Raw genomic sequence first — 16,110 nt, 5'->3', positions numbered from 1 at the left:
CGAGCGCGGCCCTACAGCTGCGTAGGAGTCCGCTCGGTCAGCCCGTACTGCCGAGCGATGGCATTCCACAGCTCGGACGCCTTCTTCTTCTGCTCGGTGGCGGTCCCGCTCTCCCGGTTCCCCGCAGCGGTCTGCTCGGTATTCCGGGCAGACCCCTTCTTGCACCCCTTCTTCCCCTGGGTCTGGTCCGCCCACTTCGCGTAGTGGTCGTCGGCCGAGGCGGACGCCTTCCACGCCTTTTCCAGCGCCTCGCTCAGCGCCTCGTGCTGGGGCAGCTTGTCCATGGAGAGCTGGGACAGGTCGGTCACGAGCTGCCTCCGCTGCTTCGCGGCCTCCCGCAGATCGGACGCGGCCTGGCCGAGGTCACGGCACGCCTTGACGTCCTCCACCGCGTTGATCACGCTGCTGCGGCTGTCGCCGCTGTGCGCGAGCAGCTTGTCCAGCTCGACGGCCTGCTCGCGGGCCGGGTCGGCGCTCGGCGACGGCGAGGCCTCGGTGCTCGCGGGGGCGGTCGCGGAGACGGGCTGGTTGGCGCTGCCGTCGTCGTCCTTGCTGCCGCTGCCGAGCAGGGCGCCCGCGCCGACGCCGACGACGGCGAGGCCGACGCCGACCGCGGCGATCAGCGGCCAGCGCGGGCCGCCGTTGCCGCCGCGACCGCCGCGTCCGCCGCCGTGGCCCGACACGGGCGGGGCGGGCGGTCCGGGCGGGGTGCGGTCGGCCCGGACGGGACGGCCGTAGTCCATGCGCGGCATCTGCTGTGTGGCGCCGGCCGCGCCGTCGTCGTTGCGGAAGAGGTTGTCGAACTCGGCGGGCGGCTGCCGGCCCGCGTCGCCCTGCGCGGCACCGTACGGCTGGGGCGGCCCCTGGTCGGTGACCGGGGCGATGAACTGGGTGGGCTCGGCGTCCGGGTTGCCCGGCTGCGGCAGCGGGCCGGGGCCGGCCGGCGGCTGGGCGATGCCGAGGTTGCGGGTGTGCTCCGCGTCGTGCGCGGCGGGCATCTCGGGCGGCAGCGCGCCCGGGGCGACCGGGGGTATGTACTGGGTCGCGCCCTCGTCGGCGCCGCCCGCGGGGACCGGCGGTATGACCTGCGTGGCCCCCTCGTCCGCGCCGGGCGCGGGGGGCGGCAGCGGGGCGCCGTGGGCGGGCGGGTAACCGTACCCGCCGCCGGGTGCGGCGTAGGCGGCACCGTTCTGCGGGGGCAGCTGGCCGCCCGCGGTGTGCCCGCCGTACGCGGCGCCGCCTCCGGCGGCCTGGCCGTAACCGTCCGCGGCGGCGTACCCGCCGCCCTGCCCGTACGCGTCCTGCCCGCCGTGCGCGGGCGGGTAGCCGCCCTGGGACGGGGCGCCCTCGGGCGGCAGCGGTCCGGGTCCGCCCTGGGCCTGCGCCCCGGCGTCCCAGGAGGGCTGCTGTCCCTGGTGCGGCTCAGCACCCCGGCCGTGCGGCTGCTGGGCGTGGTGGCCACCGTGCTGCTGGTTGCCCCCGTCCCATCCGGACGGCGACTGCTGCCACTGCCCCTCGTCCGGCGAGGGCCATTCCTGGCCCGCGGACGGGGCGGCCGCCTGCTGGCCGGGGCCCCAGGGGTTCCCCCAGGTCTGGCCGCCGGGCGGCGCCGACGCGGGGAACCCGCCGGCGGGCGGGCCGTCCGTGCCGCCGGGCGCGACCGGACCGGACGTCATGCCCGGCAGCAGGGGCTCACCACCGTCCGAGGGCAGCACGATGCCTTCGCGCGCTTGGCGCGCCGAGGGCTCCTCGCCCTGTCCACTCTGCGTCACCGGGACTCCTACCAATGGGGGACCTTGTGAATCGGGCTCACGCTACCGGGTCCCCGGAGCCCGGTGCCACGCAGCACAGAACCTGGCCTCCTGCCCTGTGAGCGCGGTAACAAAACCAGGTCACAGCACGCTGCTTACCTCCCCCTCTTCCCGTCCGCCTCCCGTGTCGCACGGGACTGTCACGTACGTCACGCCGCAGTCTGGAGCTCCATCCGCGCCCCGAACTCCCGTACCACCGGCTCCTCCCGGTACGGCTCGAGACGCTGCTGGAGGTCCTCCAGGTACTCCGCGCCCCGGTTGGAGCGCAGTCCGCCCAGCAGTTCCGCGGCCTTCAGGCCGGTGGCGCAGGCCTGTTCGATCTCGCGCTGCTGCACCTGGGCGGTGGCGAGCAGCACATACCCGATGGCCCGGCGCCTCGCGCGGGTGGGCGGGTGGCCGTCCAGCGACTCCCGCGCGTACCGCGCGGCGGCCTCCGCCTGGCCGAGGTCGCGGTGGCAGTGCGCCAACTCGTCGGCCAGGTACGCCTCGTCGAAGTGCGCGATCCACGGCGGGTCGTCGCCCGAGCCCGGGTCGGCGGCCTCCAGGGCGCCGACGGCCCGCCCCGCGGCGGCGTGCGCGGCCGGGGCGTCGCCCATCAGCGCGTGCCCGCGGGCCTCCGCGGCGAGGAACATCGCCTCCGCGCGCGGTGTCACGCGCCCCCGTGCGCCTTCCTGCGCCGCGCGTGCCAACTGGGCGATCTCGCGCGGGTTCCCGAGCTGTGCGGCGAGGTGGCTCATGGACGCGGCGAGCACGTACCCGCCGTAGCCGCGGTCCCCGGCGGCCTGCGCGAGCCGCAGCGCCTGGATGTAGTACCGCTGGGCCAGCCCCGGTTGGCCGGTGTCGACGGCCATGTACCCGGCGAGCTCGGTGAGTCGGGCGACGGCGGCGAACAGATCGCGCCCCACCGCCTCCCGGTACGAGCCGGCCAGCATCCCGGAGACCACGCTGTTGAGGTAGTGCACGACGACCGGGCGGACGTGCCCGCTGCCGTACTGGTGGTCCAGCGCGACCAGCGCCTCCGTCATGGAGCGCACCGCCGCCACGTCCGACTGGCCCACGCGCGGGCCGCTGTTGCGCGCGACCTGCCCGTCGGGCGCGGAGATCAGCCAGTCCCGGCTGGGCTCCACCAGCGCGGACGCGGCGACGGACGAGCCGGACAGGAAGTCCCGCCGCCCCACGTCGCTGCGCCACAGCTCGCAGACCTGCTCGATGGCTCCCAGCACCGTCGGTGAGAACTGGAGGCCCACTCCGGACGCGAGGTTCTTGCCGTTGGCCATGCCGATCTCGTCGATCGTGACCGTGCGGCCCAGCTTGCGGCCCAGCGCCTCCGCGATGACGGCCGGCGCCCGGCCCCGCGGCTGCTGTCCCCGCAGCCAGCGGGCCACCGACGTCTTGTCGTAGCGCAGGTCGAGGCCGTGCTCCGCGCCGCACATGTTGACCCTGCGGGCCAGTCCGGCGTTGGAGCATCCGGCTTCCTGGATGAGCGCCTGCAGCCGTTCGTTCGGCTGCCGGGCGACGAGCGGCCTTGCGGCCATGGCGTACCCCCTGAGGCTGCGGTGCCTGCCCACGCACCGGGTTGACGTGTTGTCCGCGGCCGTACGTCTCACGTCGTCCCGGCGAGACGTCCGGCCGGGAGGATCAATGCCCCGTCGACATACCGACAATGCGGGACATGTGAGAATTGCCGGGGTATCGACGGTTGCCGACCCCCCTCCTGGTTACCCCGACGCGGTGGCGGATCCCCCCGCGCGCCCCCATGGATGCACCCATGCGCCCCGGAGACGGGCCCGATGCCCCTCCCCCGCGCATACGGCAGGGCGTAACCCCTGGTGACGGGTGAAGTTGTGTTCATCGTGGAAGAGACGATCGCGGGCGCCGACGCCGTACAGATCCCGAAGCAGCGCGGGGAATCGCTGCTGGACACCGCCGTGCGCTATGCCGAGGAGCGCCACTGGGACGTGGTGCCGGGCACCTGGACCGAGGTCGTCGACGGGGTGCACGTCTGCTCGTGCGGTGACGCGGTGTGCTCCGCCCCCGGCGCGCATCCGGCGGAGCCCGGCTGGGCGGACCGGGCGACCGGGAGCGCCGGCGCCGTGCGCCGGATGTGGCAGCAGCGGCCCGGCGCCTCGGTCCTGCTGCCCACGGGGCGGTCGTTCGACGCCGTCTCCGTGCCGGAGACGGCCGGTCTGCTGGCGCTGGCGCGCATGGAGCGGATGGGGCTCGTGCCGGGCCCGGTGACGCTGACGCCGTACCGGCGCACGGAGTTCTTCGTGCTCCCCGGAGCGGCGGCGAAGCTTCCGCATCTGCTGCGCACGCTGGGCTGGACGGCGTCGTCGCTCGACCTGGCCGTGCTGGGCGAGGGGTCGTACGTAGCCGCGCCGCCGACCCGGGTCGGGCGTCACGGGGCCGTGCAGTGGGCCCGCCGGCCGACCCGGGAGAACCGCTGGCTGCCGGACGCGGAGGAGCTGCTGCCGTCGCTGGCGTACGCCTGCGGCCGCGACCGGTGACGGGGGGGGCGCCGCCCCGCTCCCCGGGCCCGCGTGCCGTGGTCCCGTGCCCGTAGGCTCGGGGGTCGACGGAGGGAGACGTGGTGGGCGCTGTTGCCGTACGCGTGCAGGGGCTGTGGAAGCGGTTCGGGGAGCAGGTCGCCGTCGGCGGGATCGACCTGGAGCTGCCGGCGGGGCGGTTCATCGGCCTGGTCGGGCCGAACGGCGCCGGGAAGACCACGACCCTGTCCATGGTGACGGGCCTGCTCCGCCCGGACCAGGGCACCGTCGAGATCGCCGGGCACGACGTGTGGCGTGACCCGGTGCAGGTCAAGGCCCGGATCGGCGTGCTGCCGGAGGGACTTCGCCTGTTCGAGCGGCTGTCCGGGCGCGAACTGCTCGCCTACACCGGGCGGTTGCGCGGGCTGCCCGGCGAGGAGGTCGACAAGCGGGCCACCCAGCTGCTCGACGTGCTCGACCTGGCGGGCGCCCAGCACAAGCTCGTCGTCGACTACTCCACCGGCATGCGCAAGAAGATCGGCCTTGCCGCGGCGCTGCTGCACAACCCCGAAGTGCTGTTCCTCGACGAGCCGTTCGAGGGCGTCGACCCGGTGTCCGCGCAGACCATCCGGGGCGTCCTGGAGCGCTACACCGCCTCCGGCGCGACGGTGGTGTTCTCCTCCCACGTCATGGAGCTGGTGGAGTCGCTGTGCGACTGGGTGGCGGTGATGGCCGCCGGCCGGATCCGCGCCCACGGCCCGCTCGCCGAGGTGCGCGGCGACGCGCCGACCCTCCAGCGGGCGTTCCTCGAACTCGTCGGCGCCGACAGCCGTGACGCCGGGTCCGACCTCGACTGGCTGGGCGGCGGTGCCCGGTGAGCGCGCCCGCCCTCACCCCGGTCGTCGTCCGGCTGAAGCTGTCCCTGCTGCGCAACGGCCTGCGCCAGTCCGGCGGGCGCCGCGCCGCCTGGATCGCGTCCGCCGTCGTCGCGCTGCTGTTCGCCGCGCTCCAGCTGCTCGGTCTTGTGGCGCTGCGCGGCGTCGGGGGCGCGGAGTCGCTGGTGGTGCTGCTGGTGGCGGTGCTGGCGCTGGGCTGGGCGGTGATGCCGCTGTTCTTCCCCGGCGGCGACGAGACGCTCGACCCGACCCGTCTGGTGATGCTGCCGCTGCGCCCGCGGCCGCTGGTGCGGGCCCTGCTGGCCGCGTCCCTGGTGGGCATCGGGCCGCTGTTCACGGTCTGTCTGCTGGTCGGTTCGGTGATCACGGTCGCCCGTGGCGCGGCGGCGTGGGCAGTGGGCGTCGTGGCCGTGCCGCTGGCGCTGCTGGTGTGCGTGGCGCTCGCGCGGGCCGTGGCCGCGGCGAACGTACGGCTGCTGACCAGCCGCAAGGGGCGGGACCTGGCGGTGCTCAGCGGACTGGTCGTCGCGATCGGCGCGCAGGTCGTCAACTTCGGCGCGCAGCGGCTGGGTTCCGGGGGCCTGGACCAGCTCGACCCGGTCGCGGACGTGGTGCGCTGGCTGCCGGGCGCGTCGGCGATCGGCGCCGTGCACACGACCGGCGAGGGTGCGTACGGGGTCGCCGTGGCGCAACTGGTGGTGAGCGCCGGGGCGCTCGTGGTGCTCCTCGCGCTGTGGTCGCGCACCCTGACCCGGCTGATGACCGCGCCGGACGGCTCCACGCTCCAGGCGGGCGACTCCGCGGCCCGCGACCGCCCCTCCACGGGCCTCGCGCGCCTGCTGCCGCCGGGCAGGACCGGCACGGTGATGGAGCGCAGCCTGCGCTACATCTGGCGCGACCCGAAGACGAAGGCGGCGTGGGTGACGTCGCTGGCGATCGGCCTGATCGTGCCGGTGTTCAACGCCTGGCAGGGCACCGGCTCGGTGTACTTCGCCTGCTTCGCGGCCGGGATGCTCGGCATCCAGATGTACAACCAGTTCGGGCAGGACACGTCCGCGTTCTGGATGGTCGCGATGACGATCTCCACCGCCCGCGACGCCTACGCCGAACTGCGGGCCCGCGCCCTGGCGCTGCTGCTGATCACCCTCCCGTACGCCACGCTCGTCACGGTGCTGACGACGGCGATGCTGGACGACTGGGCGCGGCTGCCGGAGGCGCTGGGCCTGTCCTTCGCGCTGCTCGGCGCGATGCTCGCCACCGGCGCGTGGACCTCGGCGCGGTTCCCGTACTCCATTCCGCAGGAGGGCTACAAGAACGTGGCCCCCGGCCAGGTGGGCCTGGCGTGGATCTCCATCTTCGGCGGCATGACGGCGGCGGCCCTCCTCTGCCTCCCGGTCATCGCCCTCACCATCTGGCTGAATCTCAGCGAGTCCGGTGACGCCCTCCGCCTGCTCCTCCTCCCGGCCGGCGCGGCGTACGGCGCCCTCCTCACCTTCGGCGGCCTCCGCCTGGCCGCCCCGCGCACGGCGGCGCGGCTGCCGGAGATCGTGACGGCGGTGAGCAAGGGGTGAGGGGCGCCTTGACGGACCCGCGCATCGAGACCGCGGTGCTGTTCGCGGGGAGCTTCGTCCCGCGCGTGACGTTCGAGGAGGCCCGCCGGGTCACGGTCCCGCTGCACGTCCTGCTCCAGTGGGACGACGAGGGCAACGACCGCGAGGCGTCCCTGGCCCTCTTCGACGCCTTCGCCTCCCCGGACAAGTCCCTCCACGCCCACATGGGCGGCCACACAGGCGTCCCGGCCTCCGCGGCGGAGGCGGCGGCGGGCTTCTTCCGACGGCATCTGACGAAGGCGTGACGTCAAGGCCCCGGGGCCCGCGGGACACCGGGCTCCGGGCCTCACTCCCCGTCGAGCGAGTCCAGGAACGGCTCGATCGCGGCGAGCCAGGCTTCGGGCTGGTCGTAGTGGACGAGGTGGCCGGCGTCGGCGACCTCGGCGTACTGGCCCCGGGGGAGGACGCGGACCATTTCCTGGGCCTCGGCGCGGCCCAGTTCGCCGTCGAGGCCACGGACGACCAGGGCGGGGCAGCGGACCTGGGCCAGTTCCTCCCAGTGGGCGTCGTAGACCCAGGTCTCGCGGGAGCGGAGCATCTGGTCGGGGTCGAAGACGGGGCGCCAGCCGTCGGGGGACTCGGCCATCACCTCGGCGTAGAACTCGCCGCGGGACGGGTTGGGGCGCTCCACCCAGGGGTCGTCCTCGCCGAACCACTTCCGTACGTCGGCGAGGGTGGCGAAGGGGACCGGCCAGGACGCGAACCACTCCGCCCACTCGCGCTGCGAGGCGCCTCCGAGGGCAGAGGCCCGCATGTCGCAGATGACCAGGCCGCGGACCAGGTCGGGGCGTTTCGCGGCCAGTTGCCAGGCGGTGAGGGCACCCATCGCGTGGCCGATGAGGACGGCGGGGCCGAGGCCGAGCTGTTCCAGGGCGGCCTCCACGTCGTCGACGTAGGCGTCGCGGGTGAAGGCGCCCTCCGGAGGCTTCTCGCTGCGGCCGTGGCCGCGCTGGTCGAGGGCGACCGCGCGGTGCCGCGCGGAGAGACGGCGGGCGGTGGACGCCCAGTGCGAGGCGCGGCCCATCAGGCCGTGCAGTAACAGCACGCCGGGCGCGTCCGGCACGGCTGTCTCCCCCGGGTCCGGTCCGGCCTTGGCCGGGTCGCCGAACTCCCAGGCGGCCAGGCGTACGCCGTCCGCCCCCGTCACGTCGATGCGTCGCGCCATGGTCTGGCACCCCCCAAGCTCGCTGCCTGCCCACTGACCCTGTCTGTCGCCGGTGCTCCGGCCCCCGCCGGCCGCCGGACTCTGCCTGTTGCCACTGCCGCACGCTATCGAATGGGTATTCGAAAATGCTCGTCTCTCCGGCAACACCCCTCGTTCGAGTGACCCCGCGCGAGGATTGACCGGCGCGGACCGGGGGAGATCTTCAGCGGGAGGCGGACCGCTCGGGGAAACCGGTCCGAGGGGAATGACCCTGAGAGCTCGGGGCTCCGGGTCAGCACAGGGGAGGACAGGCCCCGGCGCCGTGCGGCGCCGGGGCTCCTCACGTGGTCACGGCACATCGTCCCGCCCCTCCCCGGCCCGGGCGGCCTCCGCGCCACCGGGCCAAGAACCCCTCAGGTCATATGCCTCACGCGACAGCCTCGCACGCCCGCCGGGCGAACGCTGCGATTCCGCGCAACGCAGACGCGGTGGAGCCGGATCCGACGGGTGATTCGGCGCGTTCCCGTCCGGCGGGCGGGAAGCACCCCCTCCCCCGGGAGGCGGCCGGCCGCCGTCAGGGCTTCGCGACGAACACGTGCGAGGCGACCTCCGACTCCAGCTCCGCCGCCTCGCCGCTGCTGCCCACCAGCACGCCGCCCGCGGACTCCGTCACGCTCACCACCGAGCCGGGCTGCACGCCCGCCCGGCGCAGCGAGTACATCAGCTGCGCGTCCGTCTGGATCGGCTCGCCGATCCGGCGCACCACGACCGTCTTGCCCTCGGCGCCCGGGTCGAGGTCGGCGAGCGACACCATGCCCTCGTCGAGGAACGGCACCGTGCCGTCCGTCTCGCCCAGCTCCTCGAGCCCCGGGATGGGGTTGCCGTAGGGCGACTCGGTCGGGTGCCGCAGCAGCTCCAGGACGCGGCGCTCGACGGCCTCGCTCATCACGTGCTCCCAGCGGCACGCCTCGGCGTGCACCTGCTCCCACTCCAGGCCGATCACGTCGACCAGGAGACACTCGGCGAGACGGTGCTTGCGCATCACGCGGGTGGCCAGCCGGCGGCCCTCCTCCGTGAGCTCCAGATGGCGGTCCGGGGCGACGGACACCAGGCCGTCGCGCTCCATCCTGGCCACCGTCTGGCTGACCGTCGGCCCGCTCTGGTCGAGCCGCTCGGCGATCCGGGCGCGCATGGGGACCACACCTTCCTCCTCCAGCTCGAGGATGGTGCGGAGATACATCTCCGTGGTGTCGATCAGTCCGGACATACTTGCCCCTCGATGAGATCTGCGGATTGGCTCTGCCGGAAGGCTGGACGGCTCACCGGCGTGTGCGCTGGCCCGAGACTCAATTCTTACGCATACGACGGACAACCGGGCCGCGCGGCGGAAACGCGTGGCTGCGGCAGGGCCGCGGACGGGCGTCCGGACACCGTATTGACACGGCAGTGGTCCAGACCGCACGGTGATCCGCGACATGTCCGCCCCCGAAGGGAGCCGCATGAGCGACCGCACGCCCGCCGGTCAGTTCCTCGACGCCGCGATCGGGCTGCTGCGGCGGCTGCGCGACGAGGAGGCCGGGCCCATAGCGGCGGCGGGCACGATGATCGCGGACACGGTCGCCGACGGCGGACGGCTCTTCGCCTTCGGCGCGGGCCACTCCTCGCTCGCCGCGCAGGACCTCGTCTACCGCGCGGGCGGGCTCGCCCTGATGAACCTGCTCACCGTGCCGGGGGTCGTCGGCGTCGACGTCCGGCCGGCGACGCTGGGGTCCGCCCTGGAGCGGGTGGAAGGGCTCGCGGGCACGGTGCTGGACTCCTCCCCGCTGCGGGAGGGCGACCTCCTGGTGATCATCTCCCTGTCCGGGCGCAACGTGATGCCGGTGGAGATGGCGACGAGGGCGCGCGCCAAGGGCGTGAAGGTGATCGGCGTGACATCGGTGGCGTACGCGGCGCAGACGTCGCCGCGGAACCCCTCCGGGACGTTCCTCAAGGACCACTGCGACGTGGTGCTGGACTCGGGGATCCCGGTCGGCGACGCGGAACTGACCTGGGAGGGCGTCTCGGCGCCGTTCGCGCCCGCGTCCACGGTCGTCACCTCGGCCCTGCTCCAGGCGGTCATGGCCACCGCCGCGGCGGCCCTCGCCGACCGCGGCGTCGAACCGCCCCTGCTCCGCTCGGGCAACGTCGACGGCGGCCACGCCTGGAACACCCAGGTGATGACGGAGTACGGCGACCGGATCTTCTACCAGCACTGAGCCCGGTACGACCGCGGGTCGCCCCGGGCAGTCGCACGCGGCCCCGCCGCCGGCGTCCGCGCGGCACGTCCGCGCCGGGCGCGAGGGCACGGATCACCCCGCGTGGTTCCGTGCTCGCGTCCGGGCGGTTCGAGGAGGGCGACGCACGGGGGCACCTACGGCCCCGGCGCGGCCGGCCCTCACCCCTCCCCGGGCAGCAGTGCCGCCAGGTCCAGGGCCATGGCGATGTGTGCCGCCACGTCCTCGGCGTACATCGCGTCCGCGCGTTCGAAGGCCGTGCGGTTGGACGTGCGCAGAAACGTCACGGCACCGAGCGTGCGGCCGCGGCTGCGCAGGACCGTGCACAGGGCGTGGACCGTGTCCTGCGGCCACTGGCGGGCCAGCGCCCACTCGCGTGCCGCGTCACCCTTGAGCGAGCCCGCGCCGGCCCGCACCGTCCCGGCGCGCTCCACGCACTGCAGGGCCGGATGCCCGTCGGCGTACAGCGCCGGGAGGCCCGCCCGGCCGTCGAGGCGGCTGGGGCCCGGGGCGCCGGAGGGGGTCCCGGCGATCCGCACCAGGCGGACCCGGTCGGTGTCCGTGCCGCCCTCGGCGACCCGGTCGATCAACGCGTGGTCGGCGAACCCGGCGAGCGCGAAGTCCAGGTGGACCGTGGCCGCCTCGGCCGGGTTCTCGCACTCCGCCGCCGCGCGGGCGGCCCGGTGCAGCTGCTGGGTGCGGAACCGCAGCAGCGACGCCTCCTGCTCGCCCTGCCGCGCCTCGGTCACGTCCTGGAACAGCCACCCCACCCCGAGCGGCACCGGCTCCTCGGCGAGCGGCGACGACAGCCGCACGAACCCGTTCCGCCAGCAGCGCCGGCGCTCGCCCTCGGGTGTCCGCACGGCCACCCACAGTTCGGCGGGCGCGGGCGGGGCGCCCTCGGCGAGCACATGGGTGAGCGCGCTCTCGAGCTCCTCCACGCCCTGCGACAGCAGCTCCCCCAGCGGCCGCCCCAGCACCGACGTACGGCCCGCGCCGAGCGCCCGCGCCGCGTACGCGTTGACGACGGCGGGCCTGAGGTCCGCGTCGACGAGGACGACGCCCCAGCCGGCGTCCTCCAGCAGCGCCTCGCTCAGCGCGATGGAGCGCTCCAGGTCGATCTGCGCGTGGACCTCGCTGAACGCACAGTAGACCCCGGCCGGCTTGCCGTCGGGACCGCGTACGGCGGCGGACTGGGTGCGCACCAGGACCCGGCGCCCGTCCTTGGTGAGCAGCGCGAACTCGTTCACCTGCCGGCCGGGCGCGTCCATGGCCGACATCAGCCGGGCCTCGACCTCCTCGGCGTCCGCGCTGCGCACGGCCCACCCGGCGAACCCGGCGCGCCCGACCGCCTCCTCGGCGGTCCAGCCGAGGACGCGCTCGGCCTCACGGTTCCAGTGGGTCACCACGCCGTCCGCGTCGAAGGCGCACAGGGCGGCGTCCATGCCGTCGAGCAGCGCCGCGAGCAGGTCGGAGCCGGCCGGCCCCTCCCGCTCGGGCTCGGGCCCCTCCGGCCCGAGCTCGTCGGTGGCCCCACTACGCCGGGATGCACTCACCTGAACCCCCTGCAGGCTGTGTCCGCACGTACGGCACGACGATTCGCTCACCAACAATCATTCAACTTGAACGTGACCCAGCGCACATCGAGTTCCCGACAAGATTTGTGGGAATTGTTGCCTGCTCCCTCGTACCCACGCATCCACGAGGCAAAAGACCTCATGCGACGGGGCGGGGCGGACGCCGCGCCATGGGCTCGGAACGAGCGGCCGGCTGACGGCGCCCGGCCCGACGGGACGGCCGCCGACCGCGCTCCGGAAGGTCGGCACAAAAAACTGGTTGATCCTGCGGCGGGCGGTTCTTAGGGTGGCGGTACTTCGGAAAGGAGGTGGTTCGGCAGATGTATGACAACCGGACGGAAGAGGTGGCTGCGGGCTAGTGGCCCGTCGCCGTACTCGGTTCGGCGCCGGACCGGCGTGCGAGTGATGCACGCAACCGGCCCAATCCAACGCAGTCACCCGACCCGCGAGTCGCCGGTATCGTCCGGCCGGCTCCCCCCAGGGGGAACCAGACTCGCGGGTCGCCTGCGTTTCCGAAGGTTCTCCTCCCGGGCAGGGCTCAGTGGGCGAGGGACGCGTAGCCCTCGATCTCACGCGGGTCGCGCGGCCCGGGGCCCACGTAGCGGGCCGACGGGCGGACCAGCCGGCCCGTGCGCTTCTGCTCCAGGATGTGCGCCGACCAGCCCGCGGTGCGGGCGCAGGTGAACATCGACGTGAACATGTGCGCCGGAACCTCCGCGAAGTCCAGCACGATCGCGGCCCAGAACTCCACGTTCGTCGCCAGCACCCGGTCGGGGCGGCGGGCGTGCAGCTCGGCCAGTGCGGCCTTCTCCAGCGCCTCGGCGACCTCGAAGCGCGGCGCGCCCAGCTCGCGGGCGGTGCGGCGCAGCACGCGGGCCCGGGGGTCCTCCGCGCGGTAGACGCGGTGGCCGAATCCCATCAGCCGCTCGCCCTTGTCGAGGGTCTTGCGGACGTACGCCTCGGCGTCCCCGGTGCGCTCGATCTCCTCGATCATGCCCAGCACGCGGGAGGGCGCGCCGCCGTGCAGCGGGCCGGACATGGCGCCGACGGCCCCGGAGAGCGCCGCCGCGACGTCCGCGCCGGTGGAGGCGATGACGCGGGCGGTGAACGTGGAGGCGTTCATGCCGTGCTCGGCGGCCGACGTCCAGTACGCGTCGACGGCGGCGACGTGCTTGGGGTCGGGCTCGCCGCGCCAGCGGATCATGAAGCGTTCGACGACCGACTCGGCCTTGTCGATCTCGCTCTGCGGCACCATCGGCAGCCCCTGGCCGCGCGCCGACTGGGCGACGTACGACAGGGCCATGACGGCGGCGCGGGCGAGGTCCTGGCGGGCCTGCTCGGCATCGATGTCGAGGAGCGGTTTCAGGCCCCACACGGGGGCGAGCATGGCGAGCGCGGACTGCACGTCGACGCGGATGTCGCCCGAGTGCACGGGGATGGGGAACGGCTCGGCGGGCGGCAGTCCTGGCGCGAACGCCCCGTCGACGAGCAGCCCCCACACGTTGCCGAAGGAGACGTGACCGACCAGGTCCTCGATGTCGACGCCCCGGTAGCGGAGGGCGCCGCCCTCCTTGTCCGGTTCGGCGATCTCCGTCTCGAACGCGACGACTCCTTCGAGCCCGGGTACGAAGTCGGACATCAGGCGGCTCCCTCGATAGGTGGGGACAGATGGTGTTGTGGGGTGGGACGACCATGTGTCGTGGCGCGATCGGCGTGGGTCCGGGGATCCGCGGTCGGCTCGGTGAGACTCGCGGTCTGGACGTCACCCCTGTGATGCCCGGCTGGCGGTCACCCAACCGGATCAGTGCCAGCACGATATCCCCGAGTGCCAGTTTTGGGGAGGGTTCGCGGCACTGAGTGCCACCCGTGAGGTTGGGCACCGGGTGTCTGTGACGTGGGCCACCCCGACCTCGCGGCCTGGGCGGATGCGGCAGGATGACGGCGTGACCGACCGAGACGCCGTCCCCCTCGATCTCGCCTCGATGCGCAAGCAGTACCGGACCGAGGGGCTTTCCGAGACCGACCTCGCCGCCACCCCCGTCGAGCAGTTCGCGCGCTGGTTCGCGCAGGCGGCGCGGGAGGGCGGGCTGTTCGAACCGAACGCCATGATCGTGTCGACCGCGGACGCGGCGGGCCGGCCCAGCTCGCGCACGGTGCTGCTGAAGCACTTCGACGAGAACGGGTTCGTGTTCTACACGAACTACGAGTCCCGCAAGGGCCGCGACCTGGCCGCGAACCCGCACGTCTCGCTGCTGTTCCCGTGGCACCCGGTCGCCCGGCAGGTCATCGTCACCGGCACGGCGCGGCGCACCGGGCGCGACGAGACGGCCGCGTACTTCCGCACCCGGCCGCACGGGTCACAACTGGGCGCGTGGGCCAGCGGGCAGTCGACGGTGATCGCGTCGCGGGAGGAGCTGGACACGGCGTACGCCGCTCTCGCGGCACGCTATCCGGAACACGAGCGGGTCCCGGTGCCGCCACACTGGGGCGGCTTCCGGGTCGTCCCGGAGACCGTGGAGTTCTGGCAGGGCCGCGAGAACCGGCTGCACGACCGTCTGCGGTACGTCGCGGAGGCGGGGGGAGGGTGGAGAGTGGAGCGGCTGGCTCCGTGAGCGGCTGCCGCGGTGTTCTGCGCGGTGGGGGTTGTGGTTGTGGGCCTGCGGCGCAGGGTTGCGGTGCGGTGGGGTGCGCGTAGCGCCTACGGAGGGTGGGTGGTGCGGGGCCGCGGCGGGGGCGGACGTCCTCGGTCTGGCGCGATCGAGTTACTCGGCAGGGGAAGGGCGCGGACGCGCCAGCCGCTGCGGGCGCCCACCCCCACCCCGTCCCCTCCCCGCCGCGAGCGGCAGCCTGCCGCCAACGGCGGCGCGCGGCCGGATGACGGGGGCCGCGATGCCGCTAGCCGCAGGCTTTCGTACCTCCCCCCAGGGCGATGGGGGGGAGGGCGCGGCGGCACCTCGTTGGTGCCGAGGTGCGCCAACACCCCCGGCCCGCACCGACGCCGGTGCCTGGTGCCCCTCCGGAGACACACCCGCGTAGCCCCGCGCCCTGCGCGAACCCACAAGCGCCCCGGTGCGTCCTCACAGCTTGCCCCACACCCTCCTCACCCGGTGCCCGCCCAGGGCGTCGGAGAAGCGGGTCAGGAACTCCTCCGTGAACTCGGGCCAGTTCCAGAACTCGAAGCCCAGGTGGGCGAAGGCGAAGTAGTCGTCCGCCCAGCGGTACTCCGGCAGCGGGACGGACGCGGCGCAGGCGGGGCAGACGGCCTCGGCCTCTCCGGTGTCGTCCCAGTCGCGCAGGGCCGCGCCGAACGGCGCCCAGGCCTCGTCGTCCGGCTCCCACGTGTCGGTCATCAGCCGGGTCGTGACCTCGCAGCGGGGGCAGGTCACCGCCTCGGGCTCGCCCTGACCGCCGTTGAAGACGGTGCGTCCGACTTCCACGTCCAGCCCGTCGGACGGCTCCCACTCCTCGTCCTCCGGGGAACAGGCGCGGAGCCAGTTCGGGCCGGGCGGATGGCCGAGGGGCGCGCCCAGGACGCAGTCGGTCCGTTCGGCGCTCACGATGCCCTCGGAGATCAGCCAGGCCAGCCCGCGCTCCGCGTAGGTCGCCGCCTCGTCGGGCCCGGCTTCGAGGTCGACGATCGTCTGGAAGTGGTCACCCATGCCGGACACCGTAGGCCCGGCCGCTGACAGCGCCCTCAGCGCAGCGCGTCGTCCAGGAGGTCCGCCCACTGGGCGACGACCCGTTCGCGGCGGGCGGTGTCGTCGGTGAGGAGGTTGGCGAGGCCCAGGCCGCGGGCCATGTCGAGGAATCCCTGGACGGTCTCGCGGACGCCGGGGCGGGACTCGTCGGCGCCGAGGAGTTCCACGGCGATCCGGTGCGAGTCGCGTCCGACCCGCAGCTCCAGCTCGGTCACCCGCGGCCGCAGCTGCTCCTCGTTGGAGGCGGCCACCCACAGGTGCAGGGCGGCCCGGAACAGGGGCCCGGTGTAGAGGCCGACGAGGGCGGCGACCACCGCGCGGCGGTCGGAGGCCGCGGCGCCTTCGGGGAAGAGGGCGCGCAGGGCGGAGGAGCGTTCCTCGGCGACGTACTCGACGGCGGCCGTGAACAGGTCCTCCCGCGTGGGGAAGTGGTGCTGGGCGGCGCCCCGGGAGACGCCGGCCCGTTCGGCGACGACGGAGACCGTGGAGCCCGCCCAGCCGTGCTCGGCGAGGCAGGCCACGGCGGCCTCCAGCAGCCGCTGCCGGGTGGCCCGGCTGCGGTCCTGCTTGGGGACGCGTCCGGCACGGTCGGCCGTGCTCACCTCGCCCATGCCG

General features: G+C 74.3%; 13 protein-coding genes and 1 pseudogene. 6 read left to right on the top strand and 8 right to left on the bottom strand.

Annotated features, from left to right (window positions below):
• Positions 1-11: 11 nt before the first annotated feature.
• Entirely contained in the window at positions 12-1,772 is a 1,761-nt protein-coding gene (locus ELQ39_RS18250; protein WP_242592818.1) for a hypothetical protein, read from the bottom strand.
• 188 nt (positions 1,773-1,960) lie between these two features.
• Positions 1,961-3,346, bottom strand: a complete 1,386-nt coding sequence (locus tag ELQ39_RS18245; protein ID WP_190002897.1) for a transcriptional regulator — start codon at positions 3,344-3,346, stop codon at positions 1,961-1,963.
• Between the two features lie 309 nt (positions 3,347-3,655).
• On the opposite strand from ELQ39_RS18245, the gene ELQ39_RS18240 reads away from it, so the two are divergent.
• The 4 genes and pseudogenes from ELQ39_RS18240 to ELQ39_RS18225 form a co-directional block, all read left to right on the top strand.
• Positions 3,656-4,318: a bifunctional DNA primase/polymerase gene (locus tag ELQ39_RS18240; protein ID WP_242595624.1), complete on the top strand. Its 663-nt coding sequence runs from the start codon at positions 3,656-3,658 to the stop codon at positions 4,316-4,318.
• A gap of 83 nt (positions 4,319-4,401) precedes the next feature.
• On the top strand, positions 4,402-5,175 hold the full coding sequence (locus ELQ39_RS18235) for an ATP-binding cassette domain-containing protein (protein ID WP_190002899.1): 774 nt from the start codon (positions 4,402-4,404) through the stop codon (positions 5,173-5,175).
• On the top strand, positions 5,172-6,764 hold the full coding sequence (locus tag ELQ39_RS18230) for a transporter (RefSeq protein WP_242592816.1): 1,593 nt from the start codon (positions 5,172-5,174) through the stop codon (positions 6,762-6,764). The genes ELQ39_RS18235 and ELQ39_RS18230 overlap by 4 nt, the downstream gene beginning before the upstream one ends.
• Positions 6,758-7,048, top strand: a pseudogene (locus ELQ39_RS18225) (alpha/beta hydrolase); the annotation flags it as partial. The gene ELQ39_RS18230 and the pseudogene ELQ39_RS18225, both read left to right, overlap by 7 nt.
• Positions 7,049-7,089: 41 nt before the next feature.
• Here ELQ39_RS18225 and ELQ39_RS18220 read toward each other — a convergent pair.
• Together ELQ39_RS18220 and ELQ39_RS18215 are read right to left on the bottom strand one after the other, a co-directional pair.
• Positions 7,090-7,968, bottom strand: a complete 879-nt coding sequence (locus ELQ39_RS18220; protein ID WP_190002901.1) for an alpha/beta fold hydrolase — start codon at positions 7,966-7,968, stop codon at positions 7,090-7,092.
• A gap of 553 nt (positions 7,969-8,521) precedes the next feature.
• Positions 8,522-9,214 (bottom strand): metal-dependent transcriptional regulator, encoded by a 693-nt coding sequence (locus ELQ39_RS18215; protein WP_006134258.1) that lies wholly within the window; start codon positions 9,212-9,214, stop codon positions 8,522-8,524.
• A gap of 232 nt (positions 9,215-9,446) precedes the next feature.
• Between ELQ39_RS18215 and ELQ39_RS18210 the strand changes: the two genes are divergently transcribed.
• The gene (locus ELQ39_RS18210; protein ID WP_190002902.1) at positions 9,447-10,202 is read left to right on the top strand and encodes an SIS domain-containing protein; all 756 of its coding nucleotides are present in this window, start codon (positions 9,447-9,449) and stop codon (positions 10,200-10,202) included.
• 179 nt (positions 10,203-10,381) lie between these two features.
• On the opposite strand, the gene ELQ39_RS18205 is transcribed toward ELQ39_RS18210, so the two are convergent.
• Positions 10,382-11,776, bottom strand: a complete 1,395-nt coding sequence (locus ELQ39_RS18205) for a PAS domain-containing protein (protein ID WP_242592815.1) — start codon at positions 11,774-11,776, stop codon at positions 10,382-10,384.
• Between the two features lie 559 nt (positions 11,777-12,335).
• Positions 12,336-13,436 carry a citrate synthase 2 gene (locus ELQ39_RS18200; protein ID WP_242592813.1) on the bottom strand — a complete coding sequence of 367 codons (1,101 nt, stop codon included), beginning with the start codon at positions 13,434-13,436 and terminating at the stop codon, positions 12,336-12,338.
• A gap of 286 nt (positions 13,437-13,722) precedes the next feature.
• Here ELQ39_RS18200 and pdxH point away from each other — a divergent pair, with 286 nt between their 5' ends.
• Positions 13,723-14,409, top strand: coding sequence for a pyridoxamine 5'-phosphate oxidase (pdxH, locus tag ELQ39_RS18195; protein ID WP_242592811.1), 687 nt, complete (start codon positions 13,723-13,725; stop codon positions 14,407-14,409).
• A gap of 465 nt (positions 14,410-14,874) precedes the next feature.
• Here pdxH and ELQ39_RS18190 read toward each other — a convergent pair whose 3' ends face one another.
• Entirely contained in the window at positions 14,875-15,456 is a 582-nt protein-coding gene (locus ELQ39_RS18190) for a hypothetical protein (RefSeq protein ID WP_242592809.1), read from the bottom strand.
• Between the two features lie 35 nt (positions 15,457-15,491).
• Positions 15,492-16,106, bottom strand: a complete 615-nt coding sequence (locus ELQ39_RS18185; protein WP_242592807.1) for a TetR/AcrR family transcriptional regulator — start codon at positions 16,104-16,106, stop codon at positions 15,492-15,494.
• Between the last annotated feature and the right edge of the window lie 4 nt (positions 16,107-16,110).

It is taken from the genome of Streptomyces sp. GB4-14 (genome assembly GCF_022696125.1).
Taxonomy (GTDB): domain Bacteria; phylum Actinomycetota; class Actinomycetes; order Streptomycetales; family Streptomycetaceae; genus Streptomyces; species Streptomyces werraensis.
The sequence above is the reverse complement of the archived record's forward strand: the minus strand, read 5'-3'. Positions and strand labels throughout refer to the sequence as shown.